This window comes from Xenorhabdus szentirmaii DSM 16338 (assembly GCF_002632585.1).
GTDB lineage: Bacteria > Pseudomonadota > Gammaproteobacteria > Enterobacterales > Enterobacteriaceae > Xenorhabdus > Xenorhabdus szentirmaii.
In genome coordinates this window covers 1,832,885-1,854,718 of record NZ_NIBV01000002.1, presented here as the reverse complement: position 1 = coordinate 1,854,718, position 21,834 = coordinate 1,832,885, and the positions used below count along the sequence as shown (strand labels likewise).

At 40.5% G+C, this 21,834-nt stretch carries 18 protein-coding genes; 12 read left to right on the top strand and 6 right to left on the bottom strand.

Features of this window, described 5'->3' with window-relative positions; genetic code table 11:
• Nucleotides 1–645 precede the first annotated feature (645 nt).
• From Xsze_RS17775 to Xsze_RS17750, 7 genes are all read left to right on the top strand, one after another.
• Nucleotides 646–1,395, top strand: a complete 750-nt coding sequence (locus tag Xsze_RS17775; RefSeq protein ID WP_038235767.1) for a Thoeris anti-defense Tad2 family protein — start codon at nucleotides 646–648, stop codon at nucleotides 1,393–1,395.
• Between the two features lie 310 nt (nucleotides 1,396–1,705).
• On the top strand, nucleotides 1,706–2,479 hold the full coding sequence (locus tag Xsze_RS17770) for a DUF2829 domain-containing protein (protein WP_038235768.1): 774 nt from the start codon (nucleotides 1,706–1,708) through the stop codon (nucleotides 2,477–2,479).
• A gap of 248 nt (nucleotides 2,480–2,727) precedes the next feature.
• Entirely contained in the window at nucleotides 2,728–3,030 is a 303-nt protein-coding gene (locus Xsze_RS17765; protein WP_141557190.1) for a hypothetical protein, read from the top strand.
• Entirely contained in the window at nucleotides 3,006–3,284 is a 279-nt protein-coding gene (locus Xsze_RS21875) for a hypothetical protein (RefSeq protein ID WP_141557191.1), read from the top strand. Before Xsze_RS17765 ends, Xsze_RS21875 begins: the two co-directional genes overlap by 25 nt.
• A complete protein-coding gene (locus Xsze_RS17760) occupies nucleotides 3,248–3,631 on the top strand; it encodes a hypothetical protein (protein WP_038235772.1) in 384 nt (127 codons plus the stop codon). The genes Xsze_RS21875 and Xsze_RS17760 overlap by 37 nt, the downstream gene beginning before the upstream one ends.
• A gap of 239 nt (nucleotides 3,632–3,870) precedes the next feature.
• Complete coding sequence (locus Xsze_RS17755) at nucleotides 3,871–4,326, top strand: YaiI/YqxD family protein (RefSeq protein ID WP_038235773.1); 456 nt, start codon at nucleotides 3,871–3,873, stop codon at nucleotides 4,324–4,326.
• 230 nt (nucleotides 4,327–4,556) lie between these two features.
• Entirely contained in the window at nucleotides 4,557–5,249 is a 693-nt protein-coding gene (locus Xsze_RS17750; RefSeq protein WP_141557192.1) for a DUF2971 domain-containing protein, read from the top strand.
• 841 nt (nucleotides 5,250–6,090) lie between these two features.
• Here Xsze_RS17750 and nudI read toward each other — a convergent pair.
• Genes nudI through Xsze_RS17735 form a run of 4 tightly spaced genes read right to left on the bottom strand, consistent with a single transcriptional unit; the run spans nucleotide 6,091 to nucleotide 8,086 of the window.
• Nucleotides 6,091–6,516, bottom strand: a complete 426-nt coding sequence (gene nudI / locus Xsze_RS17745; protein WP_038235775.1) for a nucleoside triphosphatase NudI — start codon at nucleotides 6,514–6,516, stop codon at nucleotides 6,091–6,093.
• 1 nt (nucleotide 6,517) lies between these two features.
• Nucleotides 6,518–7,225: a deoxynucleoside kinase gene (locus Xsze_RS17740; protein ID WP_038235776.1), complete on the bottom strand. Its 708-nt coding sequence runs from the start codon at nucleotides 7,223–7,225 to the stop codon at nucleotides 6,518–6,520.
• The gene (locus Xsze_RS22865) at nucleotides 7,222–7,395 is read right to left on the bottom strand and encodes a hypothetical protein (RefSeq protein WP_244431761.1); all 174 of its coding nucleotides are present in this window, start codon (nucleotides 7,393–7,395) and stop codon (nucleotides 7,222–7,224) included. Before Xsze_RS22865 ends, Xsze_RS17740 begins: the two co-directional genes overlap by 4 nt.
• 25 nt (nucleotides 7,396–7,420) lie before the next feature.
• Nucleotides 7,421–8,086 carry a radical SAM protein gene (locus tag Xsze_RS17735; protein ID WP_244431762.1) on the bottom strand — a complete coding sequence of 222 codons (666 nt, stop codon included), beginning with the start codon at nucleotides 8,084–8,086 and terminating at the stop codon, nucleotides 7,421–7,423.
• Between the two features lie 519 nt (nucleotides 8,087–8,605).
• Between Xsze_RS17735 and hxpB the strand changes: the two genes are divergently transcribed.
• Complete coding sequence (hxpB, locus tag Xsze_RS17730) at nucleotides 8,606–9,244, top strand: hexitol phosphatase HxpB (RefSeq protein WP_038235777.1); 639 nt, start codon at nucleotides 8,606–8,608, stop codon at nucleotides 9,242–9,244.
• A gap of 189 nt (nucleotides 9,245–9,433) precedes the next feature.
• Here hxpB and loiP read toward each other — a convergent pair whose 3' ends face one another.
• On the bottom strand, nucleotides 9,434–10,186 hold the full coding sequence (gene loiP, locus Xsze_RS17725; protein WP_038235778.1) for a metalloprotease LoiP: 753 nt from the start codon (nucleotides 10,184–10,186) through the stop codon (nucleotides 9,434–9,436).
• A 520-nt stretch (nucleotides 10,187–10,706) separates the two neighbouring features.
• Nucleotides 10,707–11,138: a hypothetical protein gene (locus tag Xsze_RS17720; RefSeq protein WP_038235779.1), complete on the bottom strand. Its 432-nt coding sequence runs from the start codon at nucleotides 11,136–11,138 to the stop codon at nucleotides 10,707–10,709.
• Between the two features lie 859 nt (nucleotides 11,139–11,997).
• On the opposite strand from Xsze_RS17720, the gene Xsze_RS17715 reads away from it, so the two are divergent.
• The 4 genes from Xsze_RS17715 (at nucleotide 11,998) to Xsze_RS17700 (ending at nucleotide 21,832) form a co-directional block, all read left to right on the top strand.
• On the top strand, nucleotides 11,998–12,729 hold the full coding sequence (locus Xsze_RS17715; RefSeq protein WP_038235780.1) for an aspartate/glutamate racemase family protein: 732 nt from the start codon (nucleotides 11,998–12,000) through the stop codon (nucleotides 12,727–12,729).
• Between the two features lie 230 nt (nucleotides 12,730–12,959).
• Complete coding sequence (locus Xsze_RS17710) at nucleotides 12,960–14,816, top strand: AAA family ATPase (protein WP_038235781.1); 1,857 nt, start codon at nucleotides 12,960–12,962, stop codon at nucleotides 14,814–14,816.
• Nucleotides 14,816–15,460, top strand: coding sequence for a 4Fe-4S single cluster domain-containing protein (locus Xsze_RS17705; protein ID WP_038235782.1), 645 nt, complete (start codon nucleotides 14,816–14,818; stop codon nucleotides 15,458–15,460). Before Xsze_RS17710 ends, Xsze_RS17705 begins: the two co-directional genes overlap by 1 nt.
• A 30-nt stretch (nucleotides 15,461–15,490) precedes the next feature.
• The gene (locus Xsze_RS17700) at nucleotides 15,491–21,832 is read left to right on the top strand and encodes an AAA domain-containing protein (RefSeq protein ID WP_038235785.1); all 6,342 of its coding nucleotides are present in this window, start codon (nucleotides 15,491–15,493) and stop codon (nucleotides 21,830–21,832) included.
• Nucleotides 21,833–21,834: the final 2 nt, after the last annotated feature.

The following is a 21,834-nucleotide window of genomic DNA, read 5'->3' as shown; positions in this document are numbered from 1 at the left end:
TAACACTTTGTGGCTAATGTCTCATTATTGCAAACCAATGCTATATCAGTCTTAAAATTGATCCCTCCGGTTCGCGCCTTTGCTTTGCTAAGTTTCACTCACTCTATTCGAATAATGTTTGGTAATAAAATGGGATTTATAGGCTATTGGATATTTCTCTATTTTATTCAACCCATCTTTATTGTGTAAAATTACTTGTATAACAAAAATAATTACATCTAATCACTTAGTGATACATTATCTTTTTTGAGATTGCATTGCATACTATTTTATCCTTCTATAATATTTTTTATTATGGTGATTTACATAAATTGTTATTTTTTTATTATGGATGTTGGTGTTTTAATTTTTTCAATACAAATGGTTATCAATCAAAATAACTCATTTTTATTTGTATTTTACGAATCCTTCCTGTGATTGATATGGGGTTTCTTGCCAGCAGCAAACGTCGAATTTACCCTCAAACTGATAGTCGTCAATATAAAGAATCAGTTTTTTATAAATTATCGCCGGACATTAATGTGTATTAATGTCTGTATTTGGCTTTTTGATTAAGATAAAAAATTTCCTTAAGTAATATTGTTGGGTTGTCTATGAATGGGATGAAATGACCTTAAATATCAATGAATAATAAATGAGGAATTTATGTCTGGAATGGATAAGCCAAAAGAAGATAAGAAACCTGATCTTGAGTGTTCACTTAATCCTGAACGTTACAAGAGTCAGGATGTAGTTGCACCAAGAGGTTCGTTTCCGTGGATAATGATTCAACTAGATTTAGGCTGGCAGGTTAGTCGCTGTGATTGGAGCGATCCGAATGAATATTTATACCTTATTCCCCAATCAACACAAGGCAATATCAGTGTGCCTTCTCATATAGGGAAGTACTTTAAACCCGGATTATCTGCATCTTGGCAACCAACGCCGGAAGATCTGATGGCTTGTGATTGGGGGATTAATTATGAACTGACTTTTGATTGTATTTTAAATAAGGTCGTTAACCCTGATGGAGATTATTTTGGGTACTTCGGTGATTCTTCAGCAGAGTTACAGATATTCGAGAATAATAGAGGTTTTGCTAAGATTCTATCTTTCTATTGGGATGATGCTAAAGATCCAGAAAATTCTGATATTAATTGGATCGTTATTTCTTCTGGAGATGAAATAATAGCCAACAATTTATCTGATTTTATGTCAATGAAGTCTCTTTATGTTACGGTTGACGGAGTAACTTACAATCTTGGTACTACAGGTGTGGGGATAAGAGGCATAGAACACCTTGGTAAAGCACCTTATGAATTTACATGTGGGTATTGGAATAATGATTTTAAAAAATTAGGGGAGATACTGAAACAAACAGGAGAAAGAAAATGTTTTCACTTCAAATGGGTTTGACAACCCTGTTTTCCTGAATGTAAGGCTATGCTTCGGCGTGGCCTTTTCATATTTAACTGTGTTTTGAAACTCATCAGTTATCTCTGGAAAACGAAATATTAACTTAATGAAAAATAAAAATTCGAATAAAAATATTGATTTCTAAGCTTCCTCTTTTCTTTGTTGTAATAAAATTTATGCTGTGATTTTTATATTTGATCTGGAATTTAAAAAATGATTCATCCGGTTTAATTAAGTTGGTGTTAATATGTTTTTTTTACTATTGTTCCGAAAGATGAGATAACCTTGAACTTTAAAAAGTGAGGGATTTATGTCTGAAATTAAAAATTCAAATCTGACAGAAAAGAAAAATAAGACCCCTGAACATGAATGCCAGTTTAATCCTGGTGATTTTAAAGATGAAAAAATTATCGCGCCTGTAGGCTCTTTCTCATGGGCGCTGATTCAACTGAAATTGGGGAATAACATTTCTCGTAAAAGTTGGACTAAAAAAGAACACTTAAAATTTGTTCCTCGTAAGACAAATAGTGAGGATAAGTATGATTACTTGTCCCATATTGATAAACGGAATATTTATGGTAACTGGGGGCCTTGGCAGCCTAATCAAGAAGATCTAATGGCGTGTGATTGGGAATTGTTCAAGCCAAAATCTGAAGATTGCATGATGTCTTTTGAGCTTGAGTTAGGAACGGCTTCGTTTAATCATGGCCATGACTGGGGATATATTGATCAAGAGGGAAAATGGCTGAGTGGAAGCCAATCTACGTTTGGTACTTTAACACCAATTTCAAATAAGACCGTGATTAAGCAGGTTCTGGCATTTTATTGGAGCACCTATGATCACTTTTATCTGATAGTATCCTCAGATAAGGAAGATAATAGTAAATTGCTAGAACTTATTACGAAAAATCTTTATATAACAGTTGATGATGTCACTTATTTTATTGGTTTTGCCCCACCTCTAGATGATAGAAATAATAGATATACTATTTCATATGGTACTAATGATGTGCGGAATTTTGGCGAAGTATTGAAGCACACAAATGAGAAAAAGACCTTCTGTCTTAATTGGCGTAATAGGTAAATCGTCAAATGCCTGATAATGAATTAACGGCCACATTTTGATGTGGCCGTTCAAAATTATTTAGACGCAATTTCCATTCTTATTTTCTTAAAACCTCATCTAATAACTATATTTTATTGACTGATAGCAATTGGTTATTAATCACCCCTCGTTTTTATGCTATATCAAAATGAAGTAAAAATATTTTTATAAATTAACTCCTTAGTAAAAGGTTATTTTTCTGTCAAGTTATTATGGGGTGTTGGTGAATGTTTTCATATACGAGAAAGAGGTCAGGGTATTCTGTTTTTTTACTCACCCTATTGTTTTTTTCTTTGTTTATTAACGTGTTTTCGAATAATGTTATTTCAGCGGAACATCGCAGTCATGCAGATAAAAATAAGATAGAAAGTGTTGATGTTCCGAATGAAGAAAAATCGGATTCAGGTATAAATCATGAAAGAACAAAAAAAAGTGATGAAACCTTAAATGCCAATACATCCCGTACAATAGTTAATAATATCCAAATTGTCAGCCATATTTTGTCATGGCTTACTACTTTGATGCCTTGAATGCAGACGTGGTAGATCCTGATAACCCGGAAAAACCCAGTGATCGAGGAGGGCTTCAGTATACAATTGAAGGGCAATCTTCTCCGGGTATTTTTGATTTGGGCGATGGTAATCAAGGCCCTATTAGTTTTAAAGGGAATGGTACGGGAATGATCAAGGCAACAATGATAATAGATGATGGACGAATCTATATATATATAAGTATTGTGTTGTTACCATGCAAAAGATATTTTATCCCACAGATCCAAATTTAACGGGTTATCATCCACGGTTAGATAACATTGCCTGTGAATCTGGTGTCACAACTTCAAGAGGTACACCCAACTCTCTAAGACAATGGAATTTCTTTCAGCCCAATAACCCATACACGATATACTCTGAGTTTGGCAATATTTTTAATTGGGGAATATTTGTAGATGCCGGTGGTCAAATTACAGATGTAGATGATAACTTCCCCACTGTTAAAGTTTATAATATGCCAGATATAAATCATCCTAATAAAGAGTATTATGCTATATACGATGTTAAGACGAATGAGATCACCAATAATCAAGATTATTTGGCTAAGGGCGGATTATTGATCTGTACCTACGGGACATGATATTGAAATACATGACATCACTATCGTATGGCGTTAGTGTTTTCTATAAAAAGGCGTGCGGTGACAGGCACGCCTTTTGCGCGCAATTAGGTTCACACTGCAACTTGAAATCCATTGGGATGCTGTATTCAGCTGAAAAAAGTGGGCATTCATCCATAACAATAGTTTGATGATTTTAAAAATTATGGGAAGATCCGGGGCATAGATAGCTAACAATATGAAGTTGAGAGGAATCTACTATGCCTATATGGGTAGATGCTGATGCATGTCCTAAGGTGATAAAAGAAGTATTATACCGTGCGGCAGAACGTGAAAAAGTACAGGTGACATTCGTGGCGAATCAACGATTAAGTGTGCCTGCCTCCGCTTTTTTACGTACGTTACAAGTTCCCGCCGGATTTGATATCGCTGATAATGAAATTGTCCGTCGTTCAGTAAGCGGTGATTTAGTGATCACAGCTGACATCCCTCTTGCTGCTGAAGTGATCGAAAAAGGGGCAATCGCACTCAATCCTCGCGGTGAACGTTATAGTGAAGCGACAATACGTGAACGCCTGACTATGCGTGATTTTATGGATACAATGCGAGCGAGCGGGATTCAAACGGGAGGGCCTCCTGCACTAAACCAACGCGATCGCCAACGGTTTGCAAATGAATTGGATAAGTGGTTATTGCAACAAAAAAAAGTATCTTGAAAGAAGATATGATGATTTAATGAACATTGGTGAACACAAGACACGCTTATTATTCAGCGAAATATGCTGAGCATCCTCGCTCAATGTGGGCGAGGCGCAATTGCGCGGCACGAAGCGGGTTTTACGCCATCAAACCGCCTCCAATTCCTGTTTACATGTATGAACTTAAGTATACTTACAAAAAAAATTATTTTACTCATTTTTTTAAAATTAAACACAAGGAGAGAAAAGTGACAGCAAAGAGTACTACCAAGTTCGCAGAGCCTGAAAAAGTAAAACTCTGGAAATATATGACTTTCACAAAGTATATTGAATTAATATCATCAAAAAAGCTCTATTTAGGAAAAATAAATGGCTTTCGAGATATATATGAAGGGACTGTAACAAAACATTATAAGGAATTGCACAATAAATTGGTCAAGCAAGGGGAGTATACCCAGCAGGAAGTTGATGATTTTTTTAATGAATTGAAATCGTTTGAGAAAATGGCACATATAAATTGTTGGCATGAAAATAGCTATGAGTCAGCGGCAATGTGGGATTTATACGGCAGGACAAATGAATCAATAGCGATAGAAACGAATTTCGCCAGATTACAAAATTTGCTTCCTGATAATGTATTATTAGAAAAAGTAAAATACCTTGATTATGACTCTGATTTATTTCCCCCTCTTAATAATCTAGCGCCCTTTGTACATAAAAGAAACTCATTTAAGCATGAAAATGAAGTCAGGATCATTAAATTTGAAAATAACAATAACAAAACAGGAATTAAACTGGATATGAATCTAAATAAGTTAATAGAAAAAGTACATGTATCACCGGAAGCTGAGCCGTGGTTTATTGATTTGGTTATAGAAGTGACGAAAAAATATCAAATAAAAACTACAGTCGTGAAGTCAAAACTATATAATTTAAAATAAACACTAAGCATAGTATAATTAAAATAATGAATGTTTTGGTTTTTAAATTAACCCGCAAAATGCGGGTCTTGTAATGATTATATCATGTGTTTCGATGGAACTTAGTGTTTCTCCTAAGTAAAAGCCTTATACCCTTTGTTTTTTGAATTGCAAACAATGTACTTTAGTGGGTATTTATCAAAGTGTATTAATATCATTCACCGTAGTAATCGCTTGATAATCAAATTTTCCTTTAATCTCTCCCAATGGATTAATAGTGACTTTTTCCATTAAATAATACTCTGTAAAGTTGATTTTTTCTGATTCAAGAATAATTTCCTATTTTTACATGTCTTGCTTTGCTATATTTTTTCGCTAAATAAGCGAAAATATTCCCGAAGAATCTGACCAAAGCATTCTGAATATTTGGACACAGCATAACCGGTTGAATTTATCTTATTGTCACTCTTGGCTATATAAATTTTTAGGTTTTTTTGCACAATTCCATCTTCCTGATTCATTTTCTCAGAATACTTTTTTGTGCTTGTTCTGTTAATTGTACGCTTTCAAAAATACCCAGAGTAAAATCTGATTAATTCCACGGCGCTATATATGTTAAGGATTTTTCAGCCAATACAGCATAAACGACTGAAAAAAGTCAGGGGCGTATTGACCATGTTGCCCCTGAATGGTTATGCCGGTTTTTCGAGATTGTAATTTAAATGGCGTCATTACCTTTTGAAAATGATAGTGAGACTCGGTTGAACTATCTTTTCCATAAATCTATTTCCGACATAAGACTATTTTTTATAAAACTATCTCTGCCATGGCGTGAATGACAGGAATAATCTGGCGGAATGTGTCAGAGGAACCCTTTTTTCGTAAAGGTAATTCGTGTTGCTTCATTCAAATCCATGTCTTTCATGGCTTCAGGTGATACCCAGGCAATTTCCTGAAATTCCTCATTGAACGTAATGTCCCGGTTGGCACTGATGCAATCAAAGATAAGGTAAATCATATAAATTTCTTCAGTAGTGCCATCTGAATACGTTTTTACTCGGATATCATCACGAAAAGCCCAGGGTTTCACCTCTGTTATTTCCAGCGCGTCACCCAGCTCTTCTCTGATTTCTCGTCTCAATGCCTCTTCCATCGTTTCACCGGATTCCATTCCTCCTCCGGACAAAGCCCACTGCCCCGGAAATACACCGCGATCAGAAGCCATTTTACACAGCAAGTATTCGCCATTATTTTGAATGATGGGACAGACAATGACTCTTTGGCGCATATCACCTCCGTAGCATATTTATTTTGTTAATCACTGTATCAGAAAAGGAGTCAATATTATCAGGATGCTGACAAATCATGACCCTGTCCCGAAGGTTTTCGGGAAGTTTATTCAGAAAACACTGATATTCATCATACCAGCCTTTTATCCATTTAACTTTTGTTGTTTCATCGGGAAATTCCTCGGGGCGAATTCCGCTGGTTTCATCATCATGCAGATGTAGCAGGGAATATTCAGCAGAATAATCAAGGAAAACGATAATATCCGGAGCCGGAATAATATGATTTATTTCCTCCCATAATTTCATATATGCCGTATGTTGTGACTCATTGATATATCCTGCCTTCAGCATGAAATTAATAAACAGGTAATCTTCAAGATGAGAACGTTCCATCACCAAATTAAACCCTTTGTCCAGCCAGGATTTAACCAATAGGGAACGCTGGAGCATAAAGTTGAGCTGTATGAGATAACCGTAGTTGCTGGTATCGTCAAAAAGATATTGCAGGAGAGAATGGTGAACACTTTTTTCGTCAATGGCGATAGTATGTAGATCATGCTGAAATAAGGATGAGGGCAGCCGTCTCAGCAACGTACTTTTCCCCACCCCCGAATTACCGGTCAGGCATATATAGAGCGGTTTCCTTTCTTGATTTCCTTCTTTTTTGTCTGCGGACCAAGGGTCCATATAAAGATAATTATACCTCATGCTGTAAACTCCCGATGATCCAGCCAGAACCGGTTATTTTCACATTTATGCAGAATTTCATTATTCCCGAAAATTGCCGTCAGAATTTTATCAGGGGGGTCTGTCAGCATATTACCCAACAAAGTATAGTTTTCACCATCAGGAATGATAACATCAAAATTAGGCTCCATGACAACATTGGCTTTATCACGTTCTTCAAAGGTAGCCCAGCATCGGCATGGCCGGAAATTGTTCTTTCAGTGCTTCCATTCTGTGAATAAATAAATCGGTTTCTATTTCCAGTTTATCTCTTTTTTCTTTTCCGACCCCCAAGGGGCAGAACTGATCAAATCGCCATGCCTGAATTTTATAAGGAAGTTTTTCAACCCAGCTGACAATGTCATTTAAGGTGTCCACATTTGACTGAGAAACAACGGTAGTCAGTTTGATATTAATCTTGTTATGTGCATCAGGAAGCCACATCAGTATGTTTTTGATCACCCTGTGCTGATTGCTCATTTTGCTACTGCGAATATCAGTATTAACTTGCTGGTCAATACCGTCAATCGGCATTCCCACCCAATCCAGAACTGGATTCAATCTCTCATGATCCATCATAAAACGATGCCCAACCGTTGAGAGGTAAGTCATAAACCCCATCTGTTTTGCATATTCAATCAGTTCAATAAAGTCCGTCCTTGAAGTGGGTTCACCGCCTGTAAAACCTATACGCCGGAAGCCCATTTTATACATTCGCTCAATGACAGCAAACGAACTGGAGAGAGGAGAATCTTCGATGCCAGGGTTTCGGAAACAGAGGTCACAATCCAGATTGCAATGTGAGGTGATTCTGAAATCCATAAGTAGGTTACTGACGTCCATAAAGCACCCTCATGATATTAATGAAAAAGATAAAAACATTACAGTTTGTATGGTTTTTTTAAACTACTCTGTCAGAAATAAAATTCAAGCAATAACAAACTTTTTTTAAGAGAGGTGATAAGACTCACGAGTACAAGAAACAGAATTCATATTTGTGAATGACATCTTGGAAAGAGAAACTTCCCTGTGTTAATGAAATTAAACTCGGCATTTTTTCCAATTTCAGGAATTTATTTCGCTAAAGATACCTGCATGATCATAATGGTTTATATTGTTTCTGTTTTTCTGGGGAAATACTTTTCCCAGAACTAAAAATACAGGTATTACTTTTATAGCTAAAATCAGGCTGTGCTTTTTGGTATTGTGATTCATATCACCATAATGAATTTCCGTGATTGGGTTCAAATAATAAATTAAATTTCTTAATCGCTATTAGGTTCATCGTATAATTATACGGCTCTGAATAAATGTTCTGGATGGAATGATAAGCGTAACTCTGCATAACCAATGAAGGCAAATATGAAAGCTGTTATTTTCGATATGGATGGTGTGTTGATAGATTCTGAACCATTATGGAAAAAGTCAGGTATGCTAGTTTTAAATCATTATGGTGTGCCAATCACTTATAATGAAATGATGAGTATGATAGGTATACCTGTATCGGGCATGATAGATAAAGCCTGTCAGCTCTATAATAAAAATGATTTAGATGTATCTAAAATTGAAAAAGATCTCTTCATTAAAGGGGTTGAATTAATTCTTGAAGAAAAGCCTTTAATGGATGGGGTAATTGAATGTTTAGATTTCTTAGTAAGAAAAGAGATTAAAATCGGGATTGCTTCTGCTTCTCCATTATCCTTTTTGTTAAAAATAGTCGAGCAATGCGGTATAGCTGATTATTTTGATTATATATCTTCGGCTGAGCATATGCCATATAATAAACCACACCCAATGGTTTATCTCAATGCTGTTGAAAAATTGAATGTTTTACCTGACGAATGCTTAGGAATAGAAGATTCTAAAACCGGCATGATTTCAGTTAAAGCCGCTTCTATGAAATGCGTGGTTATGCCGAGTTATATTGAATATGATAATTCATATTGGGATACTTCTGACTGGAAAATTAAAAATCTAAAAGAACTGGAAAATATAATTTAATTGATTGTATATATACTCAATGGATTTCAAGTTGCTTCGCGACGGCAAGGGAATGACAAATTCGTCGGGAACGAATTTGAACAGCCAAAGGTCGAGAGGCAGGAGCCTCTCATGATCCCCGGGCGCATGGATAACCGTGTGTTTATAAAAACGGTGCCAGTGGCACCGTTACAATCTGCACAGGAGAGATTATTTTTTGTCTGCTGTGATACGATCACGGATATGCTGAGCACGTTCCTTTGATGCTGGATGTGAATCAAACATACTGGATTTACTATTGTCCAATTTAGCCAGTTTCTCGAAGCCGGTAACCAAACCTTCAGTTTTAACGCCGCGTTTTTTCAACAGGTCATACGAAAAATCGTCAGCTTCACTTTCCTGATGTTGTGAAAACTGAGAGTTGATCAACTTTTGGCCCAGATCAGCAAGCTGAGTATTATTTAATTGTGCGGCTATACCACCTGTTGATGCAACTGCGTTACGTGCAGCAACGGCAGCATAAGCAACCTGCATCGCTTTGCGGCTGTGGCCCAGTGTAACGTGGCCCATCTCATGCCCCAGAACGCCTTCAACTTCATTGTCACTCATCAGGTCCATCAGGCCGCTGTATACACGTACGCAACCATTAGCCATCGCCCATGCGTTTACATCGTCCGTCATATAAACTTTATAGTTAACTGGTGTACCGCCGACTTCATTGCCTAATGCTTTGGAAATTTTATTCAGGCGTTTGGTATATTTGCTGGATGCAGGGGCAATTTTATTGCGCGCATCCATTTCCTGACATGACTGTTCAGTTAACTGTTTTACATCAGAATCACTCAGTGTCGCTGCTTGGAATAATTGCATTCCGGAGTTAGCCAGCATCCCCTGATTAATGTTGTTACAACCTGTCAGAATCACAGCAGATACTGCTACTGCAACAAGAGCTTTAATTTTCATAAAATTGTTTTTTCCTTTGCAATACACACAACTATAATATTTTTAGCGCATTAAAAGACGATGAATTTTGCTAAAAATAATAATAGGAATAAACCCCAATATTTACAATTAGGCAAATTTGACACATTTTAAACAAAATCGTTAAATAATAAGCTTAAAAATTTGACTTAAGTCAAATTTTTTCTAATCAAATGAATTCTGGCTGACTTAATGAATCATTTTGGCAATGTTGCTGCACAAAGCGTGTTCCGGCATAGCTGAAAAAATGGGGTATGAAACAGGGGGATTATTATCCAATTGTCTCGATGCAACTGTGTGCTTTATGTTATATGAACTTCTAGATGATGACGGCGATGCTGATTGAGTTTATCTGCCGCCCATTCAGCTGATATTCACCTGCGTTAAATCTCGATAAACACGTCTACTACAATGAGCGATACTCAATGGATTTCAAAATAAATGGATTTCAAAATAAAGCCTAACAGGTGTATTTTCCCTTTGGGGAATAATATCACCATCGCTATTGGTTACGATACCAATCATATGTATTGTATTGATCTATCACATCATAATCATCAATATCATTGGCTTCATAGCTTTCTTCACCAAACATGCATTTCCATACTAAAATATAAAACTCCTTGACAGACATAACACTGGGCAATTTCATTTGAGGAAGCCCACAGCGGTAATAATAAGCCAAATTATTTTCCTTGCCATATTTTATTTTATATTTGTAACTTTCTTTAAGCCTATTTTTCCATGATATACTGTGTTTGTTATAGGCAGGAAGAAACCCTTGTTTTACTAATATTTCTATGTTCGTAATATCATTTAAGTCTAGTTTAAATAAAGCGTGGTTACTGTTAATTTCATTGTTTAATAATGCCCAAAAATCAAATAGATAAGATTCACTCACTTTTAATGTCTTTGCTTTTTTAAAATTTTCCATATTTTATATCCAATCATATTTGAAAATTCCGACTCTTAGTGCTGATGCTTATCATACATTAATGTCATTAATTTTTCTTTCATTTGGTTGTATTTTATCACAATAAAATCACTTCTTTTTCCCAAAGGCAAAACTCATCAATGTGTCGTTGACTTTTATTCGCTTTGCATAATCTAATTAAAGATTGTTACGATGAAACATTTTCCTGATTTATGTGTTATTAATACTGTTGCGTTGAATTAATAATTGATAATTACATGAATTGCGTTTTATAAACTTATATATTTAATTGATTGAAAATAAATAATTTAATGTTTTTTAATCACAGTAAATGAGGAATAATGGTTTTGATTCTGCAATTAAAAATATATCTGGTTTTTATATTTTAAAATTGTCATGTCATTTTAAGGTGTTTTATATTGAAATTGCATTGATAATGATCAGGCAGCATTAAAAAATACTCATTTAATATGTTTACCTTAAGATTATTAAAGGAAAATCACTATGATAAAGAAATTGTTGCTGGGTGGGGCATTAGCCGCACTGCTTATCGGGGGAGTTGCAGTGGCAAAAGAGCCTCCCTCTGATGATACTGTAATTATAATAATAAAATGATATAGTCATTGAGTGGATAGGTTAGGCAACATTTATTCTGCTGAATATTGATGCAGAGTAAATTAAATGGACAAGACAAGCCTATTTTTTATAGGCTTGTCTATTAATCAATGTATTTTATCAGATTTTATCATTTAAATGGAATAAGCTTATTTATTGCTGAATAAAGCTTTGGCTATTATTTTTATCTCATGTATTAGTTTATTGCAATTTCTATTATTTATTTAAAAAAAGAGGTAGTGTAATGACTTATTCGATAGGTGTGCTTGCCGGTATGGGGCCAAGGTCAACGGCTCCCTTTATTGATATGCTCGTTAACGCATCTCAATATTTGTATGGGGCAAAACATGATATGGATTTTCCCAAAATGCATATCATCTCTTTACCAACGCCGTTTTATCCGGGAATAACCATTGATGACATCCAAATGATACAAGCATTACAGAGTGGTATTGCTGATTTGGTGAATGTTAAGGTCGATTTGATAGCTGTTCCTTGTAACTTGGCCCATATATATTATTCAGATATGAAAAATGCCAGTGCGGGTATTCCTATCTTGCATATCGCTGATTGTGCTCTGCAAAAAATAACGTCTGATGATACAAAAATTGCAATCATTGGTACAGAACCGACCATTGACGCAGGGTTTTATCAGGAGCGTATTCATGCTGCGGGAAAAGAACTTATTTTATCCACAGAATTGCGCAGCCGCACAACAACGCTTCTTGCACTCATTAAAGAAAAAGGATTTGAGGATAAAGACGTAATAGCCGCGTGGGATGCTGTATTGTCATATGTGGACGCTTTGAGGGTACATGTATTGTTGATCGCTTGCACTGATATTAGCCCACTCATAAAAAGCGGGGCAACCCGGTCAATGAAAATAGTAGATACAGCCTCAAGCCTGGCTGAATCAGCGATTCATAACTTCTATAAGATTCATAACTTCTATAATTTGGAAAGAAGTCCGTTTTAATCAGGTTATATAGGATATGTAGCCAGTATTCTAGGTTTTAGGGGGCATCATCAGGGCCTTGATGATATTGATTGCAGAGCCTGATACTGGAGGAACTTATCAGAAAAACAACTTTAATAAATTATTCTTCGAGTGAATCACGAAATTGGCGTTTTCTCCACTGTGTTTTTTTCTGAATGCAGTAAACTGACTTATTATTTTTAAGATGAAAAGAAAGAAAAAGGGGCTTCATGGAGAATACATTCCAGAAAGCACGTTGGTTACGGGATCTACAACGTTTTTTACCTCTGAAAAGTCAGTTTGTTTTATCCGGTAATGTCAGGGACTTGCAGGCATATAAAATCTCGCCGGAGATTATTACACCTCTGGCACTAAATCAGGCTCTGCAAAATACGTTATTTGATATGGGTTATGCACATATCATGACATTCAATCCACTGTCCGGATTTACCTTAATCAATCATCCATCTAAAACAGAATTACAAGGGCAGGTGTTATTACAACAGATGGGTTTATCGATGAATGCCAACCTTATTCCCGGTGGCATTGATCTGTTAAATAACATATTAGATAAATGGACAGAATACCCGGGTGATCCGATAGCGCTCTGCGTAGATTTTGCTTCTTGTCTGATTTCCCAGCGTGAACATCTCTCTTCCATTGAGCACCACCTATTTACGCGTGCCTTAATTCTTTCTCATCAGGCCAAAGCCAGGCCGGCCGGGGCACAACACCAGCCGTTTTTTAATGCTATTTTCTGGATAGTTGAAAAAGAGACGGATTTACCGGACTGGTTTTTGATTAATAATCCCCGGCTCCGGCACATTCCCATTGCTAAACCTGACGGACAAATGCGTCGGGCTCTGGCGCCAACTTTATTGCGCTCATTGCCGGATTTTAGCCAGTTGACGGATGATGAACAAAACGCTTCATTAAATGATTTCATTGATGAAACCAACGGGCTGTTATTGCTCGATTTAACTGCCATCGCACAACTCGCCCGCCTTGAACATGTTCCAATCACGCGTATCAGTGATGCCGTCAGGCGTTATAAAGTCGGTATCACAGAAGATCCGTGGCAAAAGATTGATAGGAATAAAATCCGGAATGCTTATGACATCATACAACGGCGTGTGAAAGGGCAGAATCATGCTGCAACTCACTTACTGGATATTATTAAGCGGGCTATAACCGGCGTAGGGGGCAATAAAGGCGGGCGTCCACGCGGCGTTTTGTTTCTTGCTGGCCCTACTGGTGTCGGTAAAACAGAACTGGCAAAAACCGTGACTCAATTATTGTTTGGTGATGAAAGTGCATATATCCGCTTTGATATGTCGGAATTTAGTGCCGAACATGCTGATCAACGCCTTATCGGTGCGCCTCCGGGTTATGTGGGTTATGACACCGGTGGCGAACTGACGAATGCTATCCGCGAAAAACCATTCAGTGTTGTGTTGTTTGATGAGATTGAAAAAGCTCACCCGCAGCTGATGGATAAGTTTTTGCAAATTATTGATGATGGCGTTCTGACATCCGGTCGCGGAGATCGTGTCTATTTTTCAGAATCACTGATTATTTTTACTTCGAACCTAGGCATTTACCGGCTGGATCATGAGGGAGAGCGGATCGCAAACGTGACACCGGATGAACCATTTGAAACAGTTCAGCTGAATGTGAAAAGGGAAATTGAACGTCATTTCAAACTGGTGCTGAACCGGCCGGAATTGCTCAACCGTATCGGTGAAAATATCATTGTATTTGATTTTATCCGGCCGGATGTTGCGGAGCAGATTTTCACCCAAATGATGGATGACATTCTGCGTGGGCTGGAAAAACAGTCGCTAACCATCGCCATCGCAGAGCACGTGATGGAAACCCTCAAATCCCATTGCTTGGCGGATTTATCCAATGGAGGGCGGGGCATACGTAATCAGCTTGAGATCCACCTGATTAACCCGTTGTCACGGGCTATTTTTGATCAAAATGTACAGCCGAACGAAGATTTTTGTATCACTCACATCTCATTAGGCAAAACAGATGAAATGACAACCGTTCAGCTGACGCCCACCACCACGGGGCTATTTTGATGGAAATCAGTTTGTCGCGTTTGCATTTTCCCGTGACTTCTCTGGGACCGGGAAAGCGTATTGGAATTTGGACGCAAGGATGCCGCATTCGCTGTAAAGGCTGCATGTCACCGGATACATGGCGACCGACGCAGCAACGCATGACTGTCAGTGCCTTGATGGCACAGCTCATGCCATGGCTGATACAGGCAGACGGGATCACCATTTCTGGGGGAGAACCTTTTGATCAGCCGGATGCCCTTTATGCTTTGCTAAAAACATTGCGGGAGCATTTTTCGGGCGACATTCTGGTTTTCAGCGGATATGAATACAGCATATTAAAAGCGATGTCAGGAAAAGCGGGGTCAGGGATGATGGATGGTTTGATTGATGCATTGGTGTCTGGCCCATATCAACAGGATGCAACGCAAACGCTGCGGTTGCGGGGCAGTGATAATCAGGAGCTGCATCTTTTGACCTCATTGGGAAAACAGCGTTACCACGCTTACCATCAGCCACTGAACAAAACAGACAAAGTTTTGGATCTCGCGTTGGATGAGCAAGGCAGGGTATTTATTGCCGGTATTCCGGAAAAGGGGGACATGGAACGGTTCAGAGCTTTGCTTGTGCAAAAAGATCATCAGGTAACACAAATTAAAAAATAGAATGGCAACAAATACAGGTATGTAATAGCTATGATGCGTTTTTGCCCCCACTGTCAAACAGAGCGTCCACTGACTGAAATTTTTTGTGAAGGTCATATTAACACCCGACCATGCGGATGGGATTTATCGTCAGAGCTTATTCGCCAATCAGGCTGGCGTCCTCAGCTACCAGCCAGTACACCCATTGGCACACCGGCGGAAATGGCAGGATCGCCGGCAGTAGAAGCTACAGAGGCACAGGTTCAGGCGCATATTTATGTTTGTATGAACGGGCATCAAATGGAAGAGGACGACCTTATCTGCCTGCAATGTGGTGCCGATGCTGCCGAATTTTCCATCGAAAATTCAACGGATTATGTTCAGGATGCAACAGTGCCACCGCCAGAAGCGATAATGGTCGGAAACTGGCTGTTGGGTGAACGGATAAATGGCAGTGACAGTCCGCGTGAGCGCTACCATGCGACTCATAAGGAAACAGGGCAACAAGGTGTTTTAACGCTTTATCAATTAGGTGAAGAACCTGATCAGTCTGTCTATGAGGTATTTCACCTTTTACCCAAAAATCACGTACCGGAATTATTGGAAACAGGTCGCCATCTTGCCAGATCCTGGCATGTGACAGAACCGATTTCCGGTGGTTCATTAGAGGCCTTTATTGCCAGAGGGGATGACTGGCAACAGCAAGAAATCCCCCAGCTCATTCGGGAAATTGGTCAGGCGTTGGCTGTTTTTGCAGAACATGGTTTGCGCCATCGCGATCTGAGGCCTGCTCACCTGATGATCCGTCAGCGTTCACCACTGGATATTGTCATTATTGAATTGGGTTCTGCCTGCTTGTCAGAGTTTGATCTTGAGGCGGTTTCTTCACTGGATATCAGTCGCTACAGTGCGCCGGAAATTTTAGCGGGAGGGGTGTCCGCCGCTTCTGATTGGTGGAGTCTGGGCATTATTTTGCTCGAACAGCTCACTCAGGGGCGTTGTTTTGAACAGGTGCACACAAATGCGTTTCTGATCCAGATCATGACTTATGGCGTCATCATTCCCGATGACTTGGATGAAAATATCCGCATTTTGCTGCGTGGGTTATTAACCCGCGACCGCAAACGACGCTGGCAGTGGCCGGAAGTCTCCGCTTGGCTGGATGGTCGCCCGGTGGCGGCAGTGCCGGAAGACAGGGATCTTCAACAGCCAAAACATGGCCAACAACTTATGCTTGCGGGAGTGGAATATAGCCAACCCATACAATTTGCATTGAAGGCCGCTGAATTCGCCCAATGGGATGAAGCGTTGTCCTTGTTAATGCGGGGAGAACTGCTCTCATGGCTCGCCGGAATGAGCCATTATGAATCAATCCACCCGTCGCTGCGTCTTTTTACTGAGATTCCGGAAATGGATGGCAACCTGCGCCTGATGCTGGCTTTGAAGGTGCTCAATCCGGATATGCCATTTATTTACCGTGGTGAGATCATCACGCCTTCCTGGTTATTGGAACATGCAGATATCGGTTATCAATTGATTAATGATCCGGTAACGGAACTATTGCGGCAAATCGACCCTGAACACTGGCTGGTGCAACTCTATTATCGTCAGCAGCAAATTCGCAACCGGGCTGAATCTCTGGAAATTGCACTGAATGAAAACACCCTGAAAATCTATTTGCTGATGACTTCCCGCAGTCAGCTGATTGCCCGCCGGCAAGCACATCATCAATTGTTCCCTGATACGTATCATGGCGGATTGCGTGCACTGATTGATAGGCAAGATCCACAGAATGAAGAGCTTATTCTGCTGCTGAGTGCGGATATCGATCAGTTTATTGCGCGTCAGACATTATTGGATGAGGCCGCTAAACTGGCAAGACATTATCGTATCAATACTTTTGAATGGGCGACGGCTGAGGCGTTATTACAATTGCCGCGTTTGGCGTTATACCAGCAGCTAAAAGAGAAAATTGGTGGTTTTTGTCGGTGTGGGATCGCCGACATTGATGAATGGGCGGAACAATTTTTACTGACACAGCGCCTGCCGCTTGAACAGGTGGTTGTCATGCTGTCCATTGCGGCAGATCAATGGGTGGTGCCGGAAAAACAGCGTTATGTCCAGCAAGTCATGCAGTTTTTTACCCGGAAAATCACCGCAAATACGCAACGAGGCTCTTTAGTTCGCATGCGCCTGACTTCATCGGCAGGGCGGATTGACCTGACTGAATTGAATGCGGTTCAGAAAAATGCGCAGGATCTGCTACAACATGTCATTAACCGACCGAAAAATGCGATTGCCATTGATAGCCAGACTTTATTGCAGAAGCCTGAAGTTAACGACCGGTTACGGGTATTGCTGTCTCAGACTGAATTATATCAGCGGGATACCGGCATAAATGGGATGTATCTGGGATTTCCGTTCCTGCTCATTCATACTCAACCTTCACAGATGAAACCCCGGATCGCCCCGTTGTTTCTCTGGCCGGTTAATCTGCTGATGAATGCCGGAGTGCGGGGTGTCGCCCGATTGCAATTTGATGGCAAGCGCGGGGCCGTAAGGCTCAATCCGGCATTGGCGAGCCTCAATGGCATTTCTTCGGTAAACATTCCTTCTGTAAAAGAATGGCAGGCGATTTTGGACCAGTTGCTCGCACATGCGGGAGTGACGGTGGATAGTGTGATGGAGAAGCTTTCAACTGTGATGCCAGTGACAGCCAGACAGTTATCTGCATTGCCCTCAGATGCTGAAATCGAAGAAAACAATGCCTCATTGTGTTGCAGCGCCGTACTTTTTCATACGTCATTTATCGGGCAGGCGATTGGAAAAGATTTACAGCAAATCGCTGGATTACCGGTTGAAAACACGGCACTGGAAAAAGCATTGGGATTGGCGGAGCCCAATGTGTCCGGACTGCTGCCGCTAAAAGCAGAAGAACGTTATTTTGTCAGCGAGAGTGATCCTTCGCAAGAAACAGTAGTGGCAGCGGCACGGCAAAATCAGGGGTTGTTGATTGAAGGTCCGCCGGGGACAGGAAAAAGCCAGACTATTGTTAATCTGATTGCAGATACCATTGGACGGCAGAAAACCGCATTGGTGATTTGTCAGAAACCCGCCGCTCTGGAGGTTGTGTATAAACGACTGATTGCCAGTGGCCTGATGAACCGCATTGTGTTTGTACATCAGTCGCAGAAGGGGCGTGATATTGTCCAGTCTGTACGTTCGCAGATTGAAAGTGTGTTTCTCCAGAAGAAACATGATACTCAAACGCAAAATAGCGCTAAAGCGACAAATAATATCAAGGCGAAAAATTGGGTGCGTCAGCGTGATATTGCAGCCCAACGGATAGGCAAATATGAAACGCAGTTGGATAATTATTACAACGGCTTGCATCAGCATCATGAAGCAGCAGGGTGCTCCTATCGTGAGCTGATGGCATCCTTGATTGCATTGCAACGAGATAACGCGGAGTTTTGTCTTGATTTACCTCAATTGCAGCCGTTATTTACTTTATCCAATGCAACAGAAGCCACAGCCATCATTGATGATATTGTGCAGGCAGCTCCCGTATGGTTGTTGGCCGGCTATGAAGGAAGTCCGCTTGCACAATTGCATTCTTTCTCTGCGGATAGCGACAGTTGCCATCGGTTTAACCAATATTTTGCCGGATTCAGGCAGACGGAAGCGGTTCGGGAGCAAGTACTGGCCCAGCCTCATACACAAATCACCATTGAAACACTGTCTCACCATCAGGTTGCCTTAGCGGCCTGTAAAACAGCATTTACCTCACTATCTTCGCGGGCATGGCAACAATTCGCCTGCTGGTTGCCGCTGTTTTGCAATGAAAAAGGGCCGCGGTTACGTGGTCAGCAGATTATTAACCAGCTGGAAGCACTGATTATGCGTTTACAGCAGGTGGATATCTCGTTGTGTGACCCTCGTTTATTCCATCTTCTGGCGGGTTGTGAAAGTTCAATATTGGCGGAATTATCTCAGGCATTGAAAGAGAGACAGCAGAAGTCATTTTGGTTGTTTCTGAATCCGTTCTATTATGCCCGTCAACGCAAACTAAACACTTTTTTTGCGGTGCACGGCATCAACAATAATCCGGGACAACACACCACATTTTCGCATTCAATAAGTGCCGAACAGACATGCCGCCTTATCCGAAATGAACTGAATCAGCTGTATCAACAACTTGAACTCGGTGAGTTTGCCGAGCCGGATGCTTTTTTATTGCTTCAGGAGCTGGAGAATGCAACAGACAACCTTCGCCGGATTGCGGATCTGGCACAATATGTTATCGATTATCCGCAGCCATCCCATTTATTCAGTGCGATATGTGAAGGTCAACATGCTGGTTTTGAGCAACAATGTCTTGAAATCGAAGCCGCAATCACACGTACTCAGGTACAAGAAAAGAGTTGTACTGCACTCAGTATGCTGACTCCGTATTTGTCCAGCCAGACACAGCACCGGTTTGCCCGGGCGATTAAACACCAGATGCCTCTCAGCGATGATCTGGCCGTGATAGCGGCAGCCCTCCCGACATTAAAACCTTATTTGCAGTTTCGGGCACTTTCTGAACATTTTGGTGAGACGCATTGGGAAATCCTGAGATTATTCCGTGCTTATACAGACGAACTCTCTCAGCTGGATGATACGGCATTGCGTCAAACCTTCGGGAAAACATTGCAATATTATTATTATTTGTCACTGAAGGCATCGTTTGAACATCAGTTCCCCGTGTTATCCATCGAACCTGATGCACTGGATCAGCATGTCCAACAACTGGAAAGTGCATTGACAGACTTGCAGATGTTTAACCGTGAAGTGCTCAATCAAGAATTAGATCATCAACAAATCGGTTTGAAGAGGGAATGGGAAGAAATTACCCGTTTAACCGGAAAAAGAGTCAGAAGACTGCGGGAATTTATTGAGGAGGGAGAAACTTTGGGCCTGATGCACTTACGTCCGGTCTGGCTGATGACACCCGATGTCGCCAGTCAGGTTTTACCGCTCAGGGCCGGTTTCTTTGATACCGTCCTTTATGACGAGGCCTCTCAGATGCCAATCGAATACGCATTGCCAACACTGTATCGTGGTAAGCAAATGATTGTGAGTGGTGATGATAAACAAATGCCGCCTTCCCGCTTTTTTTCCGGTTCATTCAGCGACTTTTCGGATGATGGCGAAGGAAACGACGCATTTGGGCAGCAACAGGAAAAAAAGCACAATGAGTGGAATTATCGCCGAATCGGGGAGTGTCCGGATTTATTGCATTTGGCACGGGCAGTATTACCGGTTTACACACTCGATATTCATTATCGTTCCGTTTACCGCGATCTGATTAATTTTTCAAACCACGCCTTTTATGAAAGGCGCCTGAATATTCCCGCCCAGCACTCAGAAAAAATACGCAGTCAGGTAAAACCCTTGTCACTGGAGAAGGTCAACGGAACATACAGCAATCAAACCAACCCTGACGAGGCGAGGGCCATAGTCTTGTGTCTGGCTGAAATCTGGCTGGCGCCGTTTGAGCATCGGCCATCCGTTGGCATCGTGACCTTTAATCAGAAACAAGCCCAGCTAATCCATCATCTTCTGATTGCCCGTACTGAAACAGATGCCGGTTTCCATCGGGCCTATATGCAGGAAACACAACGACAGATGCAGGGTGAGGATATGTCGTTATTTGTGAAAAATGTTGAAAATGTGCAGGGTGATGAGCGGGATGTCATTTTATTTTCCACAACGTTCGGACGCAATAAACAGGGAACTTTCCGGCGCAATTTTGGTGTGTTGGGGCAGGCTGGCGGAGAGCGGCGGCTCAATGTCGCCATTACCCGGGCCAGAAGACAGGTGATTATCTTCTCATCCATGCCACTGGATGAAATATCTGACTTATTTTCAACCCGTCGAAAACCTGAAATTCCCCGTGATTTCTTACAAGGGTATCTGATGTTTGCCCATAACCTGACAACGGGACAAAACGAACACAATCAGGTCCTGCTGAACAAGATGTGTCGAACAGATACAGGGTTGCGTGATCGCCCCCAATCCAATGACGGTTTTGTGCAATCTGTGGTGGATTTTTTGCAGCAACAGGGCTGGCAGATAGCGGAAGTGCAGCAGGCCGGCGTGTTCTATTTTGATTGCATGATTGAAGATAAACACAGCGGGCGGTATATCATCGGGATTGAATGCGATATGCCACATCATTCGTTGTTGAAACAGGCAAGGGCCAGAGAAATATGGCGTGCATCGGTGTTGAAGCAAGTCGTTCCGGCCCGTTACCGAATTTCTGTCACAGAATGGTTTCACCAGCCAGACATCGCCCGGCAAAAGTTAGCGGCGGCAATTACACAAGCCTTCTCAATGCATAATCGATAGGA

Excerpts from the sequence above, each read along its gene's own strand:
- Xsze_RS17775 (WP_038235767.1), top strand. The coding sequence starts at position 646 with ATGTCTGGAATGGATAAGCCAAAAGAAGATAAGAAACCTGATCTTGAG.
- Xsze_RS17770 (WP_038235768.1), top strand. The coding sequence starts at position 1,706 with ATGTCTGAAATTAAAAATTCAAATCTGACAGAAAAGAAAAATAAGACC.
- Xsze_RS17765 (WP_141557190.1), top strand. The coding sequence starts at position 2,728 with ATGTTTTCATATACGAGAAAGAGGTCAGGGTATTCTGTTTTTTTACTC.
- Xsze_RS21875 (WP_141557191.1), top strand. The coding sequence starts at position 3,006 with ATGGCTTACTACTTTGATGCCTTGAATGCAGACGTGGTAGATCCTGAT.
- Xsze_RS17760 (WP_038235772.1), top strand. The coding sequence starts at position 3,248 with ATGCAAAAGATATTTTATCCCACAGATCCAAATTTAACGGGTTATCAT.
- Xsze_RS17755 (WP_038235773.1), top strand. The coding sequence starts at position 3,871 with ATGCCTATATGGGTAGATGCTGATGCATGTCCTAAGGTGATAAAAGAA.
- nudI (WP_038235775.1), bottom strand. The coding sequence starts at position 6,516 with ATGCGCCAAAGAGTCATTGTCTGTCCCATCATTCAAAATAATGGCGAA.
- Xsze_RS17740 (WP_038235776.1), bottom strand. The coding sequence starts at position 7,225 with ATGAGGTATAATTATCTTTATATGGACCCTTGGTCCGCAGACAAAAAA.
- Xsze_RS22865 (WP_244431761.1), bottom strand. The coding sequence starts at position 7,395 with ATGGAGCCTAATTTTGATGTTATCATTCCTGATGGTGAAAACTATACT.
- Xsze_RS17735 (WP_244431762.1), bottom strand. The coding sequence starts at position 8,086 with ATGGACGTCAGTAACCTACTTATGGATTTCAGAATCACCTCACATTGC.
- hxpB (WP_038235777.1), top strand. The coding sequence starts at position 8,606 with ATGAAAGCTGTTATTTTCGATATGGATGGTGTGTTGATAGATTCTGAA.
- loiP (WP_038235778.1), bottom strand. The coding sequence starts at position 10,186 with ATGAAAATTAAAGCTCTTGTTGCAGTAGCAGTATCTGCTGTGATTCTG.
- Xsze_RS17720 (WP_038235779.1), bottom strand. The coding sequence starts at position 11,138 with ATGGAAAATTTTAAAAAAGCAAAGACATTAAAAGTGAGTGAATCTTAT.
- Xsze_RS17715 (WP_038235780.1), top strand. The coding sequence starts at position 11,998 with ATGACTTATTCGATAGGTGTGCTTGCCGGTATGGGGCCAAGGTCAACG.
- Xsze_RS17710 (WP_038235781.1), top strand. The coding sequence starts at position 12,960 with ATGGAGAATACATTCCAGAAAGCACGTTGGTTACGGGATCTACAACGT.
- Xsze_RS17705 (WP_038235782.1), top strand. The coding sequence starts at position 14,816 with ATGGAAATCAGTTTGTCGCGTTTGCATTTTCCCGTGACTTCTCTGGGA.
- Xsze_RS17700 (WP_038235785.1), top strand. The coding sequence starts at position 15,491 with ATGATGCGTTTTTGCCCCCACTGTCAAACAGAGCGTCCACTGACTGAA.